Source organism: Blautia massiliensis (ex Durand et al. 2017), from assembly GCF_051861785.1.
Taxonomy (GTDB): Bacteria; Bacillota; Clostridia; order Lachnospirales; family Lachnospiraceae; genus Blautia_A; species Blautia_A luti_A.
In genome coordinates, this window is record NZ_CP146725.1 from 2,922,119 (window position 1) to 2,941,479 (window position 19,361).

At 48.9% G+C, this 19,361-nt stretch carries 20 protein-coding genes; all 20 read left to right on the top strand.

Annotated elements, in window-relative coordinates:
• Nucleotides 1–9 precede the first annotated feature (9 nt).
• The 20 genes from V9W66_RS13665 (at nucleotide 10) to V9W66_RS13760 (ending at nucleotide 19,360) form a co-directional block, all read left to right on the top strand.
• The gene (locus tag V9W66_RS13665; protein WP_144092232.1) at nucleotides 10–1,014 is read left to right on the top strand and encodes an AAA family ATPase; all 1,005 of its coding nucleotides are present in this window, start codon (nucleotides 10–12) and stop codon (nucleotides 1,012–1,014) included.
• Between the two features lie 301 nt (nucleotides 1,015–1,315).
• Nucleotides 1,316–1,528 carry a FeoA family protein gene (locus V9W66_RS13670; protein ID WP_015525999.1) on the top strand — a complete coding sequence of 71 codons (213 nt, stop codon included), beginning with the start codon at nucleotides 1,316–1,318 and terminating at the stop codon, nucleotides 1,526–1,528.
• Nucleotides 1,529–1,631: 103 nt separating this feature from the next.
• Nucleotides 1,632–1,850, top strand: coding sequence for a FeoA family protein (locus V9W66_RS13675; RefSeq protein ID WP_015525998.1), 219 nt, complete (start codon nucleotides 1,632–1,634; stop codon nucleotides 1,848–1,850).
• A gap of 59 nt (nucleotides 1,851–1,909) precedes the next feature.
• A complete protein-coding gene (feoB, locus tag V9W66_RS13680; protein ID WP_144092234.1) occupies nucleotides 1,910–4,096 on the top strand; it encodes a ferrous iron transport protein B in 2,187 nt (728 codons plus the stop codon).
• 218 nt (nucleotides 4,097–4,314) lie between these two features.
• Nucleotides 4,315–4,512: a FeoB-associated Cys-rich membrane protein gene (locus V9W66_RS13685; protein WP_092070282.1), complete on the top strand. Its 198-nt coding sequence runs from the start codon at nucleotides 4,315–4,317 to the stop codon at nucleotides 4,510–4,512.
• Between the two features lie 18 nt (nucleotides 4,513–4,530).
• Nucleotides 4,531–4,887 carry a heavy-metal-associated domain-containing protein gene (locus V9W66_RS13690; RefSeq protein ID WP_021651583.1) on the top strand — a complete coding sequence of 119 codons (357 nt, stop codon included), beginning with the start codon at nucleotides 4,531–4,533 and terminating at the stop codon, nucleotides 4,885–4,887.
• A gap of 471 nt (nucleotides 4,888–5,358) precedes the next feature.
• Entirely contained in the window at nucleotides 5,359–6,132 is a 774-nt protein-coding gene (locus V9W66_RS13695) for a nucleotide-binding protein (RefSeq protein WP_144092236.1), read from the top strand.
• A complete protein-coding gene (locus tag V9W66_RS13700) occupies nucleotides 6,129–7,433 on the top strand; it encodes a nitrogenase component 1 (protein ID WP_144092238.1) in 1,305 nt (434 codons plus the stop codon). Before V9W66_RS13695 ends, V9W66_RS13700 begins: the two co-directional genes overlap by 4 nt.
• A complete protein-coding gene (locus V9W66_RS13705; protein WP_144092239.1) occupies nucleotides 7,430–8,467 on the top strand; it encodes a nitrogenase component 1 in 1,038 nt (345 codons plus the stop codon). The genes V9W66_RS13700 and V9W66_RS13705 overlap by 4 nt, the downstream gene beginning before the upstream one ends.
• 78 nt (nucleotides 8,468–8,545) lie before the next feature.
• Entirely contained in the window at nucleotides 8,546–10,918 is a 2,373-nt protein-coding gene (gene hypF / locus V9W66_RS13710; protein WP_144092241.1) for a carbamoyltransferase HypF, read from the top strand.
• A gap of 90 nt (nucleotides 10,919–11,008) precedes the next feature.
• Nucleotides 11,009–11,218 carry a HypC/HybG/HupF family hydrogenase formation chaperone gene (locus V9W66_RS13715; protein ID WP_022426401.1) on the top strand — a complete coding sequence of 70 codons (210 nt, stop codon included), beginning with the start codon at nucleotides 11,009–11,011 and terminating at the stop codon, nucleotides 11,216–11,218.
• The gene (gene hypD / locus V9W66_RS13720; protein ID WP_144092243.1) at nucleotides 11,218–12,273 is read left to right on the top strand and encodes a hydrogenase formation protein HypD; all 1,056 of its coding nucleotides are present in this window, start codon (nucleotides 11,218–11,220) and stop codon (nucleotides 12,271–12,273) included. Before V9W66_RS13715 ends, hypD begins: the two co-directional genes overlap by 1 nt.
• 118 nt (nucleotides 12,274–12,391) lie before the next feature.
• Nucleotides 12,392–13,399: a hydrogenase expression/formation protein HypE gene (hypE, locus tag V9W66_RS13725; RefSeq protein WP_144092245.1), complete on the top strand. Its 1,008-nt coding sequence runs from the start codon at nucleotides 12,392–12,394 to the stop codon at nucleotides 13,397–13,399.
• A 27-nt stretch (nucleotides 13,400–13,426) separates the two neighbouring features.
• Entirely contained in the window at nucleotides 13,427–13,696 is a 270-nt protein-coding gene (locus V9W66_RS13730) for a TM1266 family iron-only hydrogenase system putative regulator (RefSeq protein ID WP_021651574.1), read from the top strand.
• Nucleotides 13,693–14,460: a nitrogenase iron protein NifH gene (locus tag V9W66_RS13735; protein WP_144092247.1), complete on the top strand. Its 768-nt coding sequence runs from the start codon at nucleotides 13,693–13,695 to the stop codon at nucleotides 14,458–14,460. The genes V9W66_RS13730 and V9W66_RS13735 overlap by 4 nt, the downstream gene beginning before the upstream one ends.
• Nucleotides 14,454–15,797, top strand: a complete 1,344-nt coding sequence (locus V9W66_RS13740) for a nitrogenase component 1 (protein WP_144092249.1) — start codon at nucleotides 14,454–14,456, stop codon at nucleotides 15,795–15,797. The genes V9W66_RS13735 and V9W66_RS13740 overlap by 7 nt, the downstream gene beginning before the upstream one ends.
• Complete coding sequence (locus V9W66_RS13745) at nucleotides 15,794–17,110, top strand: nitrogenase component 1 (protein ID WP_144092251.1); 1,317 nt, start codon at nucleotides 15,794–15,796, stop codon at nucleotides 17,108–17,110. The genes V9W66_RS13740 and V9W66_RS13745 overlap by 4 nt, the downstream gene beginning before the upstream one ends.
• 180 nt (nucleotides 17,111–17,290) lie before the next feature.
• Nucleotides 17,291–17,722 (top strand): DMT family transporter, encoded by a 432-nt coding sequence (locus V9W66_RS13750; protein ID WP_144092253.1) that lies wholly within the window; start codon nucleotides 17,291–17,293, stop codon nucleotides 17,720–17,722.
• Nucleotides 17,723–17,832: 110 nt separating this feature from the next.
• On the top strand, nucleotides 17,833–18,660 hold the full coding sequence (locus V9W66_RS13755; protein ID WP_144092255.1) for a helix-hairpin-helix domain-containing protein: 828 nt from the start codon (nucleotides 17,833–17,835) through the stop codon (nucleotides 18,658–18,660).
• A gap of 10 nt (nucleotides 18,661–18,670) precedes the next feature.
• Nucleotides 18,671–19,360, top strand: a complete 690-nt coding sequence (locus V9W66_RS13760; RefSeq protein WP_144092256.1) for a response regulator transcription factor — start codon at nucleotides 18,671–18,673, stop codon at nucleotides 19,358–19,360.
• Nucleotide 19,361 lies beyond the last annotated feature (1 nt).

Genomic DNA, 19,361 nt, shown 5'->3' on the forward strand with positions numbered 1-19,361 from the left:
AGGATCAATATGCAGGATAATAACATTCGAGAGAAATGCAGAGAGCTTGCCACCAGGCTTTATGAACTGGATGGCGAGGTTTATGAAAGCGTAGGATCTTCCCTTGGACGTACCTTCACCGGTGACAGAGAAGGCACTATCCGGAACTTAAGTGCTCTGATGTATACCAAACCGGACGGACATCTTCTTCGAAGCGAGATGGCACTGATCAGCAACATGGCCAGGACCATCAAGGATAAAGAAGAAAAAAGCCGTCTCATGAAGAAATATGATGAGATCTTTCAGGAGATCCTGACGCTGCCGGAGACTTTTGTTGCTACGGATATCATGGACAAGGAACGTGTGGCACTGAATCATATGATCAAGCACAGGGAAAAAATCTCTGAGAATGACCATCTGGTCATCTGCATCAGCCGTACACAGGGAAGTGCCGGCAATGATATCGGTTTCGGACTGGCAGACAAGCTTCGGATCAACTATTATGATGTGGAGATCTTTGATCAGGTATTAAGGCGTCTTGAGGCGGAAAAGGGCGCGGTCAACGATGCGGAATATTTTGCGGATTTCAATAAATATGAGAAGAAGCATAAATCTGATCCCAGGGGCTGGTTCCGGGAATTCAACCGTTACCATGGTCTTCCGAAACAGGATGCGGTATTCTTTAACATGAGTGACCTGATCTGCAATCTGGCCTCAAAAGAGGACTGCATCATTATGGGAAGGTGTGCGGATGCGATCCTCAAGAACAACCACATTCCGCATATCAGTCTGTTTATCACAGCTCCTTTTGCTATCCGTGTGCAGCATGTTATGGATGTACGGAAGATGAATATGAAGCAGGCAGTCCGTTTCCTGAAGAAGATGGACAGCCAGCACAGACGGTATTACAATTTTTACGGCGGAGCTCAGTGGGGCAAGCCGGATAACTACGATCTTTGTATCAACAGTGCAAGCTACGGGATCAATGAAACGGAGAATCTGATTCTGAAGCTTTTGGATGATCAGATCCACTAAGAGATAAAAATATGAGCAGCACGGAAGAAAGAAAAAGTTCCGGAAGGGGTTTTTAGCTTAACAGGCTGCAAACAGAAAAAGAATCAGAACAGAGTTCCTGCATTCTGAGGTAACCTTCTGCCAGACAGAAATACCTCAGAATGCAGGAACTTTTTTTATATTTTGTTTATAAAAACTTAATCTTGATTAACTTTTTTCATTTAGGGGATTGACATTTGAAAAAACTTAGTATAAACTAACCTATGAGTTAGAAATAACTAATTAGACGGAGTTAATTAATAGAAAGAAATGGAGGGATTCCATGCAGCCGATTTTATTTTTACAGTCAGGTGATACTGGCACGATCAAGCGTATTTCCGGAGCGGAGGATACAAGAAGATTTCTTGCAGGCCTTGGTTTTGTTGAGAATGCGGAAGTGACAGTTATTTCCCAGTTTGACGGCAATCTGATCGTAAATGTCAAGGATTCCAGAGTAGCAGTCAATAAGGAAATGGCCAGACACATTATGGTGTGACCGGACTGTGCGGCAGTGACCGGTAGTGGATTTGCCCCAAACTGCGGAAGGCGCAGTTGAGGATAGATTAGGAATTGGAATATGAACAGGGAGGAAAAGAGAAATGACTTTACGTGATGCAGCAGTAGGTTCTACAGTAGTTGTTTCCAAGATCACCGGCGACCCGGCTTACAAGCGTCGTATCATGGATATGGGAATCACAAAAGGCAGCGAGGTTTATATCCGAAAGGTAGCTCCTCTTGGAGATCCGGTTGAGATCACCATCAGAGGTTATGAGCTTTCCCTGCGTAAGCATGACGCAGCATGTGTGGAAGTAAAGTGAAATAAGCTTCGAAAAATGACAGAGCGTCAGGCTCTGACCTGAAAAAAGGAGGATGCAAAATGTCTGTAACAATAGCTCTTGCCGGAAACCCGAACTGTGGTAAGACTACAATGTTCAATGCTCTTACAGGCGCGAACCAGTACGTTGGTAACTGGCCAGGTGTTACTGTAGAGAAAAAAGAGGGTAAGCTGAAAAACCAGAAGGATGTAACGGTAACAGACCTTCCGGGTATCTATTCACTTTCCCCGTATACACTTGAGGAGGTTGTCAGCCGTGATTACCTTCTGAAAGAGAAACCGGATGTGATCATCGATCTTGTGGATGCAACAAACATCGAGAGAAACCTGTATCTTGCAACCCAGCTTCTTGAGATCGGTATCCCGGTTGTTATCGCTCTTAATATGGTGGATCTTCTGAAGAAGAACAACATCCATATCAATGTAAAAGGCTTAAGCTCCGCGCTTGGATGCCCGATCGTTGAGACCTCTGCTCTTAAGGGAACAGGCCTTAAAGAGGTTGTCGATGAGGCAATCAAATGTGCGAACCAGCACAGAGTACCATCGAAGCAGATGGAATTTCCGAAAGCAGTAGAAAAAGCTGTAAATGAGATCGAGGGATTTGTTCCTGCAAACATTGCTGAGGAGAACAAGAGATGGTATGCAGTAAAGCTTCTTGAGAGAGACAGCAAGGTAAAAGAAGGTCTGAACCTTCCGGCTTCTGCACAGTCCAGGATCGAGGAGATTGCTTCTGGCCTTGAGAAGGCAGAGGATGATGATACAGAGAGTATCGTAACGGATGGAAGATATCAGTACATCCAGAAGGTTGTTTCTGCAAACGTTAAGAGAAGCGGAAATAAGATGACAGTTTCCGATAAGATCGACCGCATCGTAACAAACCGTGTTCTCGGTCTTCCGATCTTTATCCTTACCATGTTCATCGTTTATTATGTATCGGTAACAACAGTTGGTACCATGGTAACAGACTGGACAAACGACAGCTTTGTGGGAACCATCCAGAGTGTTGTGTCGGATGGACTCGGCAATGCCGGTGTTGCTGACTGGCTGGTAAGCCTTGTATCACAGGGTATCATCGGTGGTCTTGGTGCAGTGCTTGGATTCGTTCCGCAGATGGCGATCCTGTTCCTGTTCCTTTCCATCCTTGAGGACTGCGGTTACATGGTTCGTATCGCGTTCGTCATGGACCGTGTATTCCGTCATTTCGGACTTTCCGGAAAGAGCTTTATCCCGCTTCTTATCTCCTCCGGCTGTGGAATCCCTGGAATCATGGCTTCCAAAACGATTGAGGCAGATAATGACCGTCGTCTGACGATCATGACAGCAACATTTATTCCATGTGGTGCCAAGCTTCCTGTTATCGCTCTTATGGGTGGTATCATGACAGCTTATGTAACCGGTGACTACGTAGCTGCTGGTTTCATCACACCACTGATGTACTTTATCGGTGTTGTAGCAGTTCTTGTAGCTGCGATCATCCTGAAGAAAACAAAACCGTTCTCCGGCAAACCTGCTCCGTTCGTAATGGAGCTTCCACAGTATCACATTCCGTCTGTAAAGACAGTTCTGCTTCATGTTTGGGAGAGACTGAAAGGCTTCATCATCAAAGCCGGTACCATTCTTTTCCTTGCAACCGTTATCATGTGGATCCTTTCCAGCATCGGAAATACAGGAAGCGGAATCGGATTTGTTGAGGACAGCAACGACAGTATCATGGCTATCCTTGGCGGTATCCTTGCTCCGATCTTTGCTCCTCTTGGATTTGGCAAATGGCAGCCGGTTGCAGCCTCCATCTCCGGATTCTCCGCAAAAGAGTCCATTGTAAGTACAATGGGTGTTCTTGCAAACGTAGCTAGTGATGATGCAGAGGATACCATGATCGTTGGTGCAGCGATCAAAACATGGTTCCCGACAGCAGTAGCAGCATTTTCTTTCCTGCTGTTCAACCTGCTTGACTCTCCGTGCCTTGCAGCTATTTCTACAATGGCACATGAGATGCAGTCCAGAAAATGGTTCTGGTTTGCAATTCTCTTCCAGAACATTTTTGCTTATGTTGTAACACTTTGTGTATACCAGATCGGTCTTGTTGTCACAGGTGCCGGTTCCTTCGGAATTGGAACGATCGTAGCGCTGATCCTTGCAGCAATCCTGCTCTTCCTTCTGTTCAGACCAGATCCGTACAAGAACCAGAACGATGTTACAAAGAGATCTGTACAGGCACAGAGTAATTGAAAACCGGTCATACAGTAACGATCCGGTACATATGACAGCTTTGAAATGATGCTGTAAGAACAGCTGAAATGATAAGAAATGCAGGAGACCGGGGATGTAAATACCTGGTCTTCTGTGCTATAATAAACTTGAAGAAATAAGGAAGTTTTTTTACAAAAGTATTCAGCAGAGGCTGGCAGCAGTTCACAGGCTGTACAGCGAAAGAAAGGGTGACAGATATGAGTATGATAGCGGATATTATTGTACTGGCACTGGTGATCGCATATGGCGTATTTGTGATCAGTTATCTCTATTCAAGAAAGAAACAGGGGCTCAGCTGTGTCGGCTGTGCCGGTAACACACGTACAGGAGGCTGTGGCGGCAGCTGCTCCGGTCATTGTTCCGGCTGCTCCGGCTGCAGTGGAATGCATAAGTAACCAGGAGGGAAAGAAATCATGGCAAATGCAATTGTTGTCATCGTTGTTATCATCATTATGCTGTTTGCCGGAAAAGGCGCATATAAACATCTGAAGGGCGAAGGCGCCTGCTGCGGAGGCGGCAGCAAGCCGGAGATCCCGAAGAAGAAGCTGGATGGAACCAAGCTGGGTGAGAAAACCATGAAGATCACAGGCATGCACTGTGAGAACTGTGTGGCCAGCGTCACAAGAGCGATCAACCGCATTGACGGTGCGGCAGCAAAAGTAAGCCTGAAAAAAGGTGAGGCAGTGGTTTCCTACGACAGAGAGATCTCCAACGAAGAGCTTAAGAAGGTAGTGGAAGACAGAGGATATCACGTAGTTTCTATCCAGTAAAGCTTTATCATAAGAATAACTTTGCCGCGGCTTCTGAGCCGGCAGATCAGAGAAGAGACTTCTCGGCGAAATGCTTAAAAATATTTCGCCGGGGGGCCTTTTTTTTATATAAAAAGTCAGAGTTGCAATTGACTCACTAATGTACACCATTGTATAATAAAAACAGAAAAATTCAGACGGAACGAAATATTTTCTTTCTATCCGGATGAGGCATTAAAACAAAATACAGCAGGAAACAGACTTTGACGGCAAGGAATATCCGAGCAGGAATCGTTGTTCATCCGGCACAGCTTAACCGAATCAGCTGCGAAGCAGTTATTCGGTTATGAACAAGCAGCAAATTCGGATCGCGAATATCCGCTTGACTTTGGTTTGTGAGCGGAATACGGGACTCTTTCACCTTGTGCGTGAAAGAGCTTTTTTTATGAAAAATACCTGCGGGAGCGAACAGAATGAATTAGGGAGGATTTTATGCTGAAGGTAGCAGTATACGGAAAGGGCGGTATCGGAAAGTCTACAGTGACGTCCAACCTGGCGGCGGCTTTTGCAGCCATGGGGAAGAGAGTGATCCAGATCGGTTGTGATCCCAAGGCGGATTCCACCATCAATCTTCTTGGGGGAGAACCTCTACGGCCGGTAATGAATTATATGCGGGAAGAGGATGAGGAGCCGGAAAAGCTGGAGGATATTTCAAAGGAGGGCTTTGGTGGAGTTCTCTGCATTGAGACCGGCGGCCCCACGCCGGGACTTGGCTGTGCAGGCAGAGGTATCATCGCAACCTTTCAGCTTCTGGAGGATCTGAAGCTTTTTGAGACCTGGAAGCCGGATGTAGTGCTTTACGATGTTCTTGGAGATGTAGTATGCGGTGGTTTTGCGGCACCGATCCGGGAGGGCTATGCGGAAAAAGTACTCATTGTCACATCCGGAGAGAAAATGGCACTCTATGCAGCCAATAATATTTCCAGTGCTGTGCGGAATTTTGAGGATCGAAGCTATGCGAGGATCTTCGGGATCGTGCTGAATCACAGGAATGTGGAGAATGAAACGGAAAAAGTAAATGCTTTTGCAGAAAAAAATAACATCCCGGTCGTGGGTGAGATCCCGAGAAGTGACGAGATCATCCGATGGGAGGATCAGGGCAAAACGGTGATCGAGGGAGATGAGAATTCTGAGATCAGTGAGAAATTTTTTGAACTGGCCAGGAAGCTGTTGGAAATTGAAGAAACGGAGAAGGAGGATATATGAAAAAGAAAGCATATTTTGCAACTGCAGAAGAATTGGCCCGGGGCGGGCTGGAAGCGATCCCTCCGCAGATGATCTCCGGGAAGCATCTGATCTACAGCTCTCCGGCAACTCTGGCATTTAACTCTCCGGGAGCGGAGGGCTTTGGCGTAAAGCGGGCCGGGCTTGCAGTGCCGGATTCCATTATGCTGATCGTGGCACCGGGATGCTGCGGAAGAAATACCTCTCTTATCAGCTCCCTGCCGGAGTACAATGATCGATTTTTTTATCTGATGATGGACGAGACGGATATTGTTACAGGCCGTCACCTGAAAAAGATCCCGAAAGCGGTAAAAGAGATCTGCGACTGCTGTGAGAAGAAGCCGTCTGTGGTGATGATCTGTATCACCTGTGTGGATGCACTTCTGGGAACGGATATGGAACGTGTCTGCCGGAAGGCAGAGGAAAAGGTGGATATTCCGGTGCGCCCCTGTTACATGTACGCACTGACACGTGAGGGCAGAAAGCCGCCTATGGTCCATGTGCGCCAGTCCTTATACTCACTCCTTGAGCCACAGAAGAAAAAGGGAAATGTGGTCAATCTTCTGGGATTTTTTTCGCCGCTGGTTGATGACTGCGAGATGTATGAGCTGCTGCAGCAGGCAGGCGTAAAGACCATCCATGAGATCTCAGGATGTAAGGATTATGAAGAATATCAGACCATGTCACAGGCCAATTTTAATCTGGTGCTTCATCCGGAAGCAAGGTTTGCAGCGGAGGATTTTCATGACCGGCTGAAGATTCCTTTTATTGAGCTTCGGAGGCTCTACCAGACAGATAAGATTGAAAATCAGTATCGTGCCCTGGGACAGGTCCTTGGAGTCTCTTTTGATCAGGAAGTGTATAAAAAAGCAGCAGAAGAGGCTGTGGAGCGATTCCGGGAGGTCTGTCCGGATGCGTCTTTTGCAGTAGGGGAGTGCATGAACGGAGATCCCTTTGAGCTGGCCCTTGCCCTGGTGCGGTATGGTTTCCGGGTGCCGGAGATCTACGGAACTATCACAGCCGAGAATTTTGTATATATACGGCATCTTGCGGAATTGAGTCCGGATACAAAGGTTTTTTCCAATATGGAACCCACCATGCTGTATTACGATCCGTCCGGGAGCGGAGTGAATCTTACTATAGGAAAGGATGCAGGATATTATCACCGGGATCAGCCAAATGCCGTGTGGAATCAGGACCGGCAGCCCTATGGCTATGCGGGGGTACGCAGGCTGTTTGAAACACTGACAGAGAAAGTTTTGCAGAAGGGAGAAAAGGTATGAGAGGACTTCGGAAATATCTGACACCCTTTGCACCGGATCAGTCCGGAGCTGTGTCAGTGCTGTATGAGCTTGGCGGGATCATCGTGATCTGTGATGCAGGAGGATGTGCGGGAAATGTCTGCGGCTTTGATGAACCAAGATGGTTTGAACAGAAAAGTGCGGTATTCAGCGCAGGACTTCGGGATATGGATGCCATCCTGGGACGGGATGACCGCCTGGTTGCCAAGCTTGTGGATGCAGCAGAAAAGGTGGAGGCAGGCTTTGCAGCCATTATCGGAACACCGGTACCTGCTGTGATCGGAACGGATCATCAGGCACTGCGGCGGATGTGCGAGAAGAAAACAGATCTTCCGGTGCTTACGGTAAATACCAACGGAATGGAGCTTTATGATGGGGGAGAGCGGAAGGCTTATCTGGAGCTTTTTAAAGCCTTTGCCCGGGAAAAGCTGCCTGTGGAGGCTGGTAGGACAGGAGTTCTCGGAATGACACCTCAGGATGTCAGTGACCTGAAAGCAGCAGACAAGATCCGTGAAAAATTCCGTGCCAGAGGACAGAGAGCAGTCTGCTACGGAATGGGAGACGGGCTTGATGAGGTAAAAAAAGCCTCCTCTGCGGAAAAAAATATCGTGGTTTCTCCTGCGGCACTGGAATGTGCCAGATATCTGGAGAAAACCTTCGGAACACCTTATGAGGTGGGATATCCTCTGGCGGAAGAGCTGGTTCCTGATATGGATTATACAGGAAAAAAGATTCTCATCGTGCAGCAGCAGGTGATGGCCGGTTCCATAAGAGAGGAGCTACGGAAACGTGGTGCGGACGGAGAGATCACCGTGGCAAGCTGGTTTTCCATGGAAAAAGATCTCCTGGAGGAGGGCGATGTGTCGTTAAGGGATGAGGAAGATTACATGGAACTGGCAGAGCAGGGCGGATATGACGTGATCTTTGCAGATCCATGTATGAAGCGGATGACAAAGGCTTTTTCAGGCGTGTTTGTGGATGCAGTGCATTTTGCGGTATCCGGAAAATGCAGGTAGTCCATAAGGTCAGGACATAAAGTTACGTGCATGCTGCAGCCGGATCAGTGGAAACAGCTGCAGAGAATGGAGAAACATATGGAGCGGGAAATTACGAAAATGATCCGTGTTTACGGGATCGTACAGGGGGTGGGGTTTCGCCCTACGGTGAGCCGTCATGCTATGGCAAGAGGAATCCGTGGCAGTGTGTCCAATAAAGGACCCTATGTGGAGATTTTTGCTCAGGGTAAGCAGCAGGATGTGGATGCCTTTATCGCAGATATCGGGAATAAGCCGCCGAAGCGTGCAGCTATCCTGAAGCTTCTTGAAGAATCGGTGGAGGAGCCGGAGAAATTTACACAGTTTGATATCATCGAAAGTGAGAAGACAAAGGGGGAGATCTTTGTCTCCCCGGATATCGCGATCTGCGATGAATGTAAGGCGGAGATGTTTGATCCGGAAAACAGGCGGTATCTGCATCCCTTTATCAACTGTACCTGCTGCGGTCCCAGACTGACGATCCTGGATTCACTTCCTTATGACCGTGAACGGACCAGTATGAAGGAATTTCCCATGTGTCCCTCCTGTGCAGATGAGTACCATAACCCGGATACCAGACGCTATGATGCCCAGCCGGTGTGCTGCAATGACTGCGGCCCTGAGGTATACCTGGCGGGAAGAGAGGAACGGGGACGGGAGGCTATCACTTATACAAGGAAGATCATTGCTTCCGGCGGGATTGTGGCCATCAAAGGGATCGGTGGTTTTCACCTTTGCTGTGATGCTACCAGTGAGGAGGCAGTACAGCGGCTGCGGCAGCGGAAACGGCGTCCGGTGAAGCCTTTTGCAGTGATGGCACAGGATATGGAAGCTGTGAAGAAAATCTGTAAGGTCAGCGAGGAACAGGAGAAGATCCTTACCGGTCATCAGAAGCCGATCCTGCTGTTGGATAAGCTGCCGGGAGAAACGAGGCTTTGTGAGAGCATTGCACCCGGGAATCCCAAGGTGGGTGTCATGCTTCCCTATGCACCGGTTCAGCTGCTTCTTTTTCATTACGATGATGGGATCCGGATGCCCGGGCTTCTGGTAATGACCAGCGGAAATACTTCCGGGGCGCCGATCTGCAGAGATGATGAGGAGGCGGCAGAGGAGCTTTCCCATCTCTGTGACTGCATTCTTTCCCACAACAGGAAGATACGTATCCGGGCCGACGATTCGGTGATGGATTTCTATAAGGGTGAACCCTATATGATCCGCCGTTCCCGCGGGTATGCGCCGCTGCCGTTTATGGTTTCCACACCCTGGAAGGGCCAGGTGATCGCAGCAGGTGGAGAACTTAAGAACACCTTCTGTATTGGTGTGGATAACCGTTTTTATCCTTCCCCTTATGTGGGAGATCTGGAGGATCTTCGAACGGTAAAAGCCCTGAAGGAAACGATCGGGCGACTGGAAACACTTCTGGAGGTGCAGCCGGAGGTAGTGGTCTGTGATCTTCATCCTAAATATAATTCCACAGTGGTGGCAGAGGAGCTAGGGCTTCCGGTTCTGAGGGTGCAGCATCATTATGCACACATTTTATCCTGCATGGCAGAAAATGACTGCGAAGAAAAGGTGATAGGGGTTTCCTTTGACGGAACAGGCTATGGAACCGACGGAACCATCTGGGGCGGAGAGCTCCTGGTTGCAGACTGTCAGGGATTTACAAGGTTTGGAAGTATAGAACCCTTTGTCCAGGTTGGCGGAGATATTTCCGCAAAAGAAGGCTGGCGGATCGCCGTTTCCCTGATCTGGCAGAATACGGGAAATCTGGAAAAAACCCTGGACACTGTCCGTAAACTGGGACTTTGCACAGATCAGGAAGCAAAGGTACTGGTGACTATGGCGCAGCGGAAGATCAATGCCGTGACTTCCACCAGTGCAGGAAGACTTTTTGACGGAGTCAGTGCAATCCTGGGGATCCGGAGAGCGTCCACCTTTGAGGGAGAAGCGTCCACAGCACTGGAATTTGCGGCGGAGGCCTGGAGAAAGCAGCGGGAGATGCAGAAGAAAAATCCGGAAGAAAATCTGAAGATACGGATGTCAGAAAAGGAAGACATTCCGGAAAGCACAGGCATCTCAGAAGCGTCTGAAGATGAACGAAAATTTATTTTAAATACAGGTGAGATCGTTGCATATCTGGTCCGGGCAAGGCTTGCAGGAGCGGATCCCGGGAAGCTGGCTTATGGATTTCACCGGGCACTGGCAGATGAGATCCTTGCAGCCTGTGAGGAAGCAGAGCGGCAGACCGGAATCCGGAAAGTGGCATTAAGTGGCGGTGTCTTTCAGAACCGGCTGCTTCTGGAGCTGGTAGATGACGGCCTTACGGAAATGGGGTTTAAAGTTCTGAAGCACAGCCTGATCCCGCCGAATGACGGAGGGATCGCACTGGGGCAGGCGGTGTATGGGATGGCTTATGTGCAGCGATACAGATAAATATAGATGAGATCATGCAGATACGGATCAAAAATGTTTTATGATAATGCATGGAGCATACAGCAGAAATGCAGGATGGGAGGCACAGATATGTGTGTAGGATTATCAGCAAAAGTAGTAAAGATCAGTGACGGAACAGCAGTGGTGGATGCAGGCGGCGCAAAGAGAGAGGTTTCCGCCCAGCTCCTGGGAGACCTGGAGCCGGGGGATTATGTGATGGTGCATGCAGGTGTTGCCATTGCAAAGATCACCGATGATGACGAGGAAGAGACAGACCAGCTGATGGAGGAACTGTTGTGATGGAAGAGAGGAAAAAAACAGCAAGAGAGATCATAGAAGGATATCAGGGACCGCCGGTGCGGATCATGGAGGTCTGCGGAACACACACCCACGAGATCTTCCGTCTGGGGATCCGCAGGCTTCTGCCGTCTCAGGTGGAGCTGATCTCAGGACCGGGATGTCCGGTCTGTGTAACACCGGTAGGATTTATTGACGAGGCCGTTTATCTTGCTCTGGAAAAACAGGTGACGATCTGCACATTCGGTGATCTTGTCCGCGTACCGGGAACAAAAAAAAGCCTTGCAGATGCCAGGGCAGAAGGCGCCAGGATAAGGATCGTCTATTCACCGGCAGATGCAGAAAAATATGCGAAAGAGCATCCAAAAGAGCAGGTGGTATTTCTTTCCGTTGGCTTTGAGACCACCACGCCTGCCGGCTGTCTTTCCGTGAAAAAGGCCGGAGAGGACGGACTTTCCAATTATTCGCTCCTTGTGGCAAACAAGACCATGCCCCAGGCTTATCAGGCATTAAAGGGCAGTGCGGATGTGTTCCTTTATCCCGGACATGTCAATGCGATCACAGGAACTGCGCTCTGCGAGCATCTGGCAGAGGAAGGCATCAGTGGTGTGGTGGCAGGCTTTACAGCGAAGGAGCTGCTTACGGCACTGGCTGTTGCACTGGTACGTTTTCAGGAAGGAAAACCGTTCTTTGTGAATGGCTATCCCCGTGTGGTAAAAAGTGAGGGAAGCCCGGAGGCACAGAAGCTGATCGATGAACTGATGGAGCCCTGCGATTCTGAATGGCGCGGTCTGGGTGTGATCCCGGGATCCGGGCTGGTGCTCCGGAAGGAGTGGGAAGCCTTTGATGCCAGAAAAAAATATGCAGTGCCGCCGATCCAGGGCAGGCCAAATCCGGCCTGTCGCTGTGGGGATGTGCTTCAGGGAAAATGCAGGCCATCAGATTGTAAGGTATTCGGAAAGGTCTGTACCCCGCAGCATCCGGTAGGTGCCTGTATGGTATCCAATGAAGGAGCATGTTCCGCATATTTTATGTACGGAAACGGATGTCCGCTTTAATGGACTGCGAAACATGATACATTACATATAGTACAAACGAAGGATCGTATCCGGAAGATCTGACAGGCTGAAACCGATATGAAATTCCTTTGACCCAGCATAGAAAGAAGATAATATTATGGAAAATAAAACAGTGACCATGGCACACGGTGCCGGAGGCCGTCAGACCTCAGAACTGATCGATGAAGTATTCAAAGCGCATTTTGCAAACCCGGATCTCACAGCCGATGATGCGGCCGTGCTGGTTCCGCCTGCAGGAAAAATGGCAGTATCCACCGATGGATTTATTGTTTCTCCGGCATTTTTTCCGGGGGGAAATATCGGCAAGCTTTCCATCTGCGGAACCGTTAATGACCTTGCCTGTATGGGAGCAAAACCGATGTATCTTACCTGCGCTTTTGTCATTGAGGAGGGTTTTCCCATGGAGAAGCTGGAGGAGATCGCCGCAGCCATGGAAAAAACAGCAAAAGAAGCCGGAGTGCGTATTGTTTCCGGAGATACTAAGGTGGCAGGAAAAGGTCAGGTTGACGGTGTGTTTATTACAACAACCGGAATGGGTGAGATCCAGGAGGGCGTTCAGGTAGGCGGTGAGCTGGCAAAACCGGGAGATGCCATTATTGTAACCGGTGATGTGGGAAGACATGGATGCACCATTCTTCTGGCAAGAGAGGATTTCGGCATTGACGCAGATGTGACAAGTGACTGCGCACCGCTGTGGGGAGCTGTAAAAGATGTACTGGATGCCACCCATGACATTCATGTGATCCGTGATGCCACAAGAGGTGGTGTCGGAACGGTTCTTTACGAGATCGCAGGACAGAGTAACGTAGGGATCCGCCTGGATGCAGCAGCTGTTCCGGTAGCTCCGGAGGTAAAGGGTGTCTGCGGCATGCTTGGCCTGGAGCCTCTTTATCTGGCATGTGAGGGACGAATGGTGATCATGGCACCAAAGGAAGAGGCAGGAAGGATCGTGGAAGCACTGCGTAAATGTCCTTATTCCAGGAACGCAGCCATTATCGGTGAAGTTACGGAAGATCAGCCGGGAAAGGTTGTCATGACTACGGAGATCGGAACGCAGGCACTTCTTCCGCAGCCGGGAGGAGAGCTTCTGCCGAGGATCTGCTGATAATATCGGAAAGGAGAGTCAGATCTTATGGAGACAAGAGTGGCATTGATTTCGATCATTGTGGAAAACAATGACGTGATCGATGATATCAACCGTTTTCTTCATGAAGCGGGAAAATATATTATCGGGAGAATGGGGATCCCTTACCGGGAAAAAGGCATCAATATCATCAGTATTGCCATTGATGCACCACAGGATGTGATCAGCTCCTTATCCGGAAAGATCGGCCACCTCAGTGGAGTTTCCGCCAAAACGGCATATTCCAATGTGATTACAAAAGCGGAGGACAGAAAATGATAAAAGTTGCGGTATACGGAAAGGGCGGCATCGGAAAATCTACTACGGTTTCCAATGTGGCAGTAGCCCTTGCGGAAAAAGGAATGAAGGTGATGCAGATCGGCTGTGATCCCAAGGCAGATTCCACGATCCTTCTCAGGCATGGAAAAAAGGTTCCCACTGTGCTGGAGCTGTATAACGAAAAACGCCAGGAGCTGAAGCTTACGGATATGGTGCAGATCGGATATGGGGGTGTAGTCTGTGTGGAAGCCGGCGGTCCTGCACCGGGGCTTGGATGTGCGGGAAGAGGTATCATTACTGCTCTCGAGAAGCTTAAGGAAAACGGAGCCTATGAGACTTATAAACCGGATATTGTTTTTTATGACGTACTGGGAGATGTTGTCTGTGGTGGATTTTCCATGCCCATGCGAAAGGGGTATGCAGATAAGGTATTTATCATCACCTCCGGAGAAAACATGGCCATCCATGCAGGGGCAAATATTGCCATGGCAGTGGATAATTTCAGAAACAGAGGATATGCATCCCTTGGCGGCGTGATCCTGAACCGGCGGAACGTGCCGGGAGAGGAAGAAAAAGTCCGGGAGCTGGCAGAGGATTTTCATACGCGGGTAGTGGGAACGCTTTCCAGAAGTGAACTGGTCCTGGAAGCAGAGAATCGAGGAAAAACTCTTCTGGAAGCCTATCCGGATTGTGAGATGGCAGAGGAGTACCGGACACTGGCCGAGCAGATCCTGAATGCATGCAGGGAGGAAGGCTCATGTTAAAAAGAGTTGGTAACAGAGAGCTTTTTGGAAAAACAGAAATATTTATAAAGGAAGCCTCCTTTCCGGTTCCTTTTCAGCCGGGGCTGGAATTTAATTCACCGGTCCATGGAAACTGGAATATCGTACATACGGGAATGCTGGTTCCGGAAGCAAGGCAGATCTATGTCTGTGCGGATAACTGCATGCGTGGCGTTGTGCTGACTGCCGCAGAGATGAATGCGGCAGACCGTTTTTCCTTTGTGATTGTGGAGGAAAAGGATCTTCTGGGCGGAAATCTGGAGGATGTGACCATTGAAGGAGTGACGGACATTCTGAACCGGCTGGATGAGAAGCCAAAGGCAGTATTGCTTTTTACCGTGTGTCTTCATCATTTTCTGGGAAGTGATCTGGACCGCATCTACGGCGAACTGGAAGAAAGATTTCCGGAGATCTTTTTTATGCGATGCTTTATGGATCCTGTCATGCAGAAAACAGGTCCGACTCCGGATCAGAAGCTGCGCCGTGCCATGTATGATGCAGTACCGGAGAGGAAAGCAGATCCGGAATGTGTCACAGTCCTGGGCAGTGATTTTGTGCTGGATGAGAGTGCAGATATCTGCCGGATCCTGAAAAAGAACGGAATCCGTCTCCGGGAAGCACCGGCCTGTAAGACCTGGGAGGATTATCAGAGCCTGGGAGAGGGAAGCCTGATCCTTAACTGTTATCCGGCAGGAAAATTCGGAGTACAGCAGCAGGCGGAGAGACTTGGAAGGCCGTTTTTATACCTGCCCGGAAGCTTTGACTATGAGGAGATAGAGACGCAGGAAAAGTATTTGCTGGAGCTGCTGGATCAGCAAAGTGGCGATAAAAATGGCCTGGATATCGAAACGGAGATCCGAAAATGCGAGGAAGCTCTTTTCCATGCACACCAGATCATCGGTGACACTCCCGTAGCTGTGGATTATCTTTTTCATCCAAGACCTCTGGGACTTGCAAAGCTTCTCCTTACGCATGGATTTCAGGTACAGTCCGTTTTTCTGGACAGTATCAGCCCGGAAGAAAAAGAAGTATTTTTCTGGCTGAAGGAGAATTACCCGGAACTCATGTTGATTTCAACTGTCCGCCCGGAGATGAGAGTGCGGCCACGGCAGCATTCCGGAAAACTCCTTGCCATCGGACAAAAAGCAGCCTGGTTTACCGGAAGTCGGAATTTTGTCAATATGGTACAGGGGGGCGGGCTTTGGGGCTTTGACGGGATCAGACGTACTGCACAGCTGATGCTGGAGGCATTTAATGAGGAAAAAGCTCCGGAGGATCTGATTGTTCGAAAGGGATGGGGGTGCGAAAGCTGCATATGAGACAGGCATATCGGATCATACCAATCTACACGGCAGACGTGTCCGGCGTCTGCTCCGCGTTGTATGAGCTTGGAGGAATGACAGTGATGCATGATCCCTCCGGCTGTAATTCTACCTATAATACCCATGATGAGATCCGGTGGTACGACCAGGACAGTCTGATCTTTATCTCAGGTCTTACGGATATCGATGCCATTATGGGAAATGATGAGAAATTTCTTCAGGATATCGAAGAGGCGGCAAAGGAGCTGAAACCGAAATTTATTGCACTTGCAAGTTCACCGATCCCCTTTATGAACGGAACAGATTTTCAGGGACTGGCCCGTGCACTTACAGCAAGGACCGAAATTCCGGTATTTTCGGTTCCGACCAGCGGCATGCACGACTATGTATACGGAGCAGGGCTGGCACTGGCGGAAATCGCAGTACATTTCACAGGAGCAGCAGAGGAAACAGGAAGGTGTTCAGAAGTACCGACGGGATCTGCGGAAAGATCTACAGAGAAGAGAAGCAGGAAATTAAATCTTCTTGGAGCAACACCCCTTGATCTTGGCCCGCAGTCTGCAGTAGATGCCATGAAAAAACGTCTGAAAAACTATGGCTGGGAGATACTTTCCACCTGGGCTATGGGGGATACGCTGGAAGCTTTGTCCCGTGCCGGTGAAGCAGCGGTAAACCTTGTGGTATCCTCTGTGGGAATCCCGGCGGCCAATGTGCTGAAAGAAAAATTCGGTACGCCATTTCTCGTGGGGACTCCTGTGGAAGGTTATGAGGGGCAGATTTCAGATGCACTTGAGCGGATCGCGGATAGATCCTGTGGAGAGTGGGTAAATAAGAAGGATGACTCCGCAGAGGAAAGCGGAGGGCAGATCTTAGGGAAACAGGAGGAACTGTGGAAAGTAACTCCGGAGCAGGTAATCTATTTTCAGGGAAGGAACAGTCTGTCAGCAGTATCTGACCCTTCAGGAGAAAGCAGGGAAATGCCCGACAAAGATGAGGCATTTTTTTCCGTACCGGACATTACCATCATCGGAGAACCGGTTACCATGGGCTCCCTGGCAGCAGTCATAGAGCAGAAATACGGAAAAAAGGTTCAGCTGCTCTGTCCGCTGGAGATCACAGAGGGACTTTTGCGCAAGGGAGATGAAGCCATCTGTGGCGAGGAAGCCATGGAAGAAAAGCTGAAAACAGCCAGGATCATTGTGGCAGACCCACTCTATCGTCCGATCTGTCCGAAAACAGCCATTTTTTATGAGATGCCGCATATTGCGTTTTCCGGAAGGATATATCTCAGAAAATATTTTCCGGAATAAAGAGCGTTTCGTGATCATGTATATAAATATTATGCGGATGAGAAAACAGGGCAGCAGTGTGTATAATTGCAGGAAAATCACATAAACTAAATTATAAGAAACCGTAAAGGCGTTGCAGAAATATGCAGCGCCTTTTTCCGGCAGTAATACCGGAAATGGAGTATATATGGAGGGATTTTTATGTGGGGATTTCTGTCAGCACTGATCTCAGGTGCACTGATGAGTATTCAGGGGGTATTTAACACAAATGTAACAAAACAGACCAGTCTGTGGGTTTCAACCGGCTGGGTACAGTTTTCTGCATTTCTGGTCTGTGTGGCAGCATGGTTTTTCACAGGCAGAGAAAGTATCGGCATGCTGTGGCAGGTAGAGGCTAAATATAATTTACTCGGAGGAGTGATCGGTGCATTTATCACTATCACAGTGATCCGGAGTATGGGAAGTCTGGGGACTGCGCGGGCGGTTATGCTTATTGTCATTTCTCAGCTTGCGGTGGCTTATCTTATAGAACTGCTGGGGATTTTCGGTGTGGAAAGAGCAGATTTTCAGTGGAGAAAGCTGCTGGGAATGCTGATCTGTATTGCAGGTGTGGTTATTTTCAAATGGAAATAGAAATAAAAGTATTGTAATATTTGTAATACTTCGTTAAAATAAGGTATGGTTTTGCATGAGTAACGGGGCACCTGCCGCCACATCGGCGGAAAGGAGTGAACCGCATACCTATGAAAATAAGATCACATATCAGAAGTGTTCGGCTTGTTTTTTCCATATTTTTGTTACAGATCCTGGCAGGGCTGACAGGCTGTAAGGATGACGGAACAGAATTTCTGGAGAAAGAACTGGTGCAGGAAGAAAGTACGGAAGCATCCGGAATGGATGCAGAGCAGGAAGAACCGAAGGATACGGAAAGTGAAGTATCCGGGAAGGAATCCGCAGTGGCTGCGGCAGATATATCACAGAAGAAACAGAATGAGTCTGCGGAAGAACCGGCTCCGGAGGTTGAAAAACAGCTGCCGGAGATCTCAGACACCCCTCAGACCATTTATGTAGATATATGTGGAGCAGTGACCAGCCCGGGAGTCTATGAGCTTCCATATGGCAGCCGTGTTTTTCAGGCTATCGAGCAGGCCGGAGGATATCTTCCGGAAGCTGCGGCAAGCTATCTCAACCGTGCTAAGGGACTTTCCGATGGACAGCAGGTTTATGTGCCTACCCAGGCGGAGGTGGACAGCCAGCGGATCGCAGCTACCCAGGATGGATCGGAAGTCACAGCAGAAAACAGTACCGAAACGGCGAGCGGACAGAAATCCGCCGGAGAGGATTCCGGTGAAGCCGAGACTGCATCTTCCACAGAGCAGAAGATCGATCTGAACACCGCTGATGTATTCCAGCTTACTACTCTCACAGGTGTAGGGGAGTCCAAGGCCCTGGCGATCATCGCTTACAGGGAAGAGAACGGTCCCTTTACTTCAGCAGAGGATATCATGAATGTACCAGGCATCAAAGAAGGAACCTATGAGAAGATAAAGGATAAAATAGCAATAAAGTAAGGAGCGCTAAATGAGCAGGAAAGTATTGGTAGTAGATGATGAGAAACTGATTGTCAAGGGACTTCGCTTCAGTCTGGAGCAGGACGGAATGGAAGTGGACTGTGCCTATGACGGAGAGGAAGCACTGGAAAAAGCAAAAGCAGGAGAGTACGATATCATCCTTCTTGACCTGATGCTTCCAAAAATGGACGGTTTTGAGGTATGCCAGCAGATCCGTGAATTTTCCAATGTTCCGATCATCATGCTTACAGCAAAAGGAGAAGATATGGATAAGATCCTGGGTCTGGAATACGGAGCTGATGATTATGTCACCAAGCCTTTCAACATCCTGGAAGTCAAAGCCCGCATCAAGGCGATCATCCGCCGTGCAGGCAGCAAACAGGACAAGCAGGAGAAGGCCAAGACTGTGGAAGTCGGAGAACTGAAGCTGGACTGCGAAGGACGCCGCGTATTTATCTCCGGAAAAGAGATCAACCTCACAGCCAAGGAATTTGATGTGCTGGAGCTGCTGGTATTCAATCCGAACAAGGTATACAGCAGAGAAAATCTTCTGAATATCGTATGGGGCTATGAATATCCGGGAGATGTCCGTACCGTAGATGTACATATCCGCCGCCTGAGAGAAAAGATCGAGGCCAATCCCAGTGAGCCGAAATATGTACACACCAAATGGGGTGTGGGCTACTATTTCCAGGCATAAC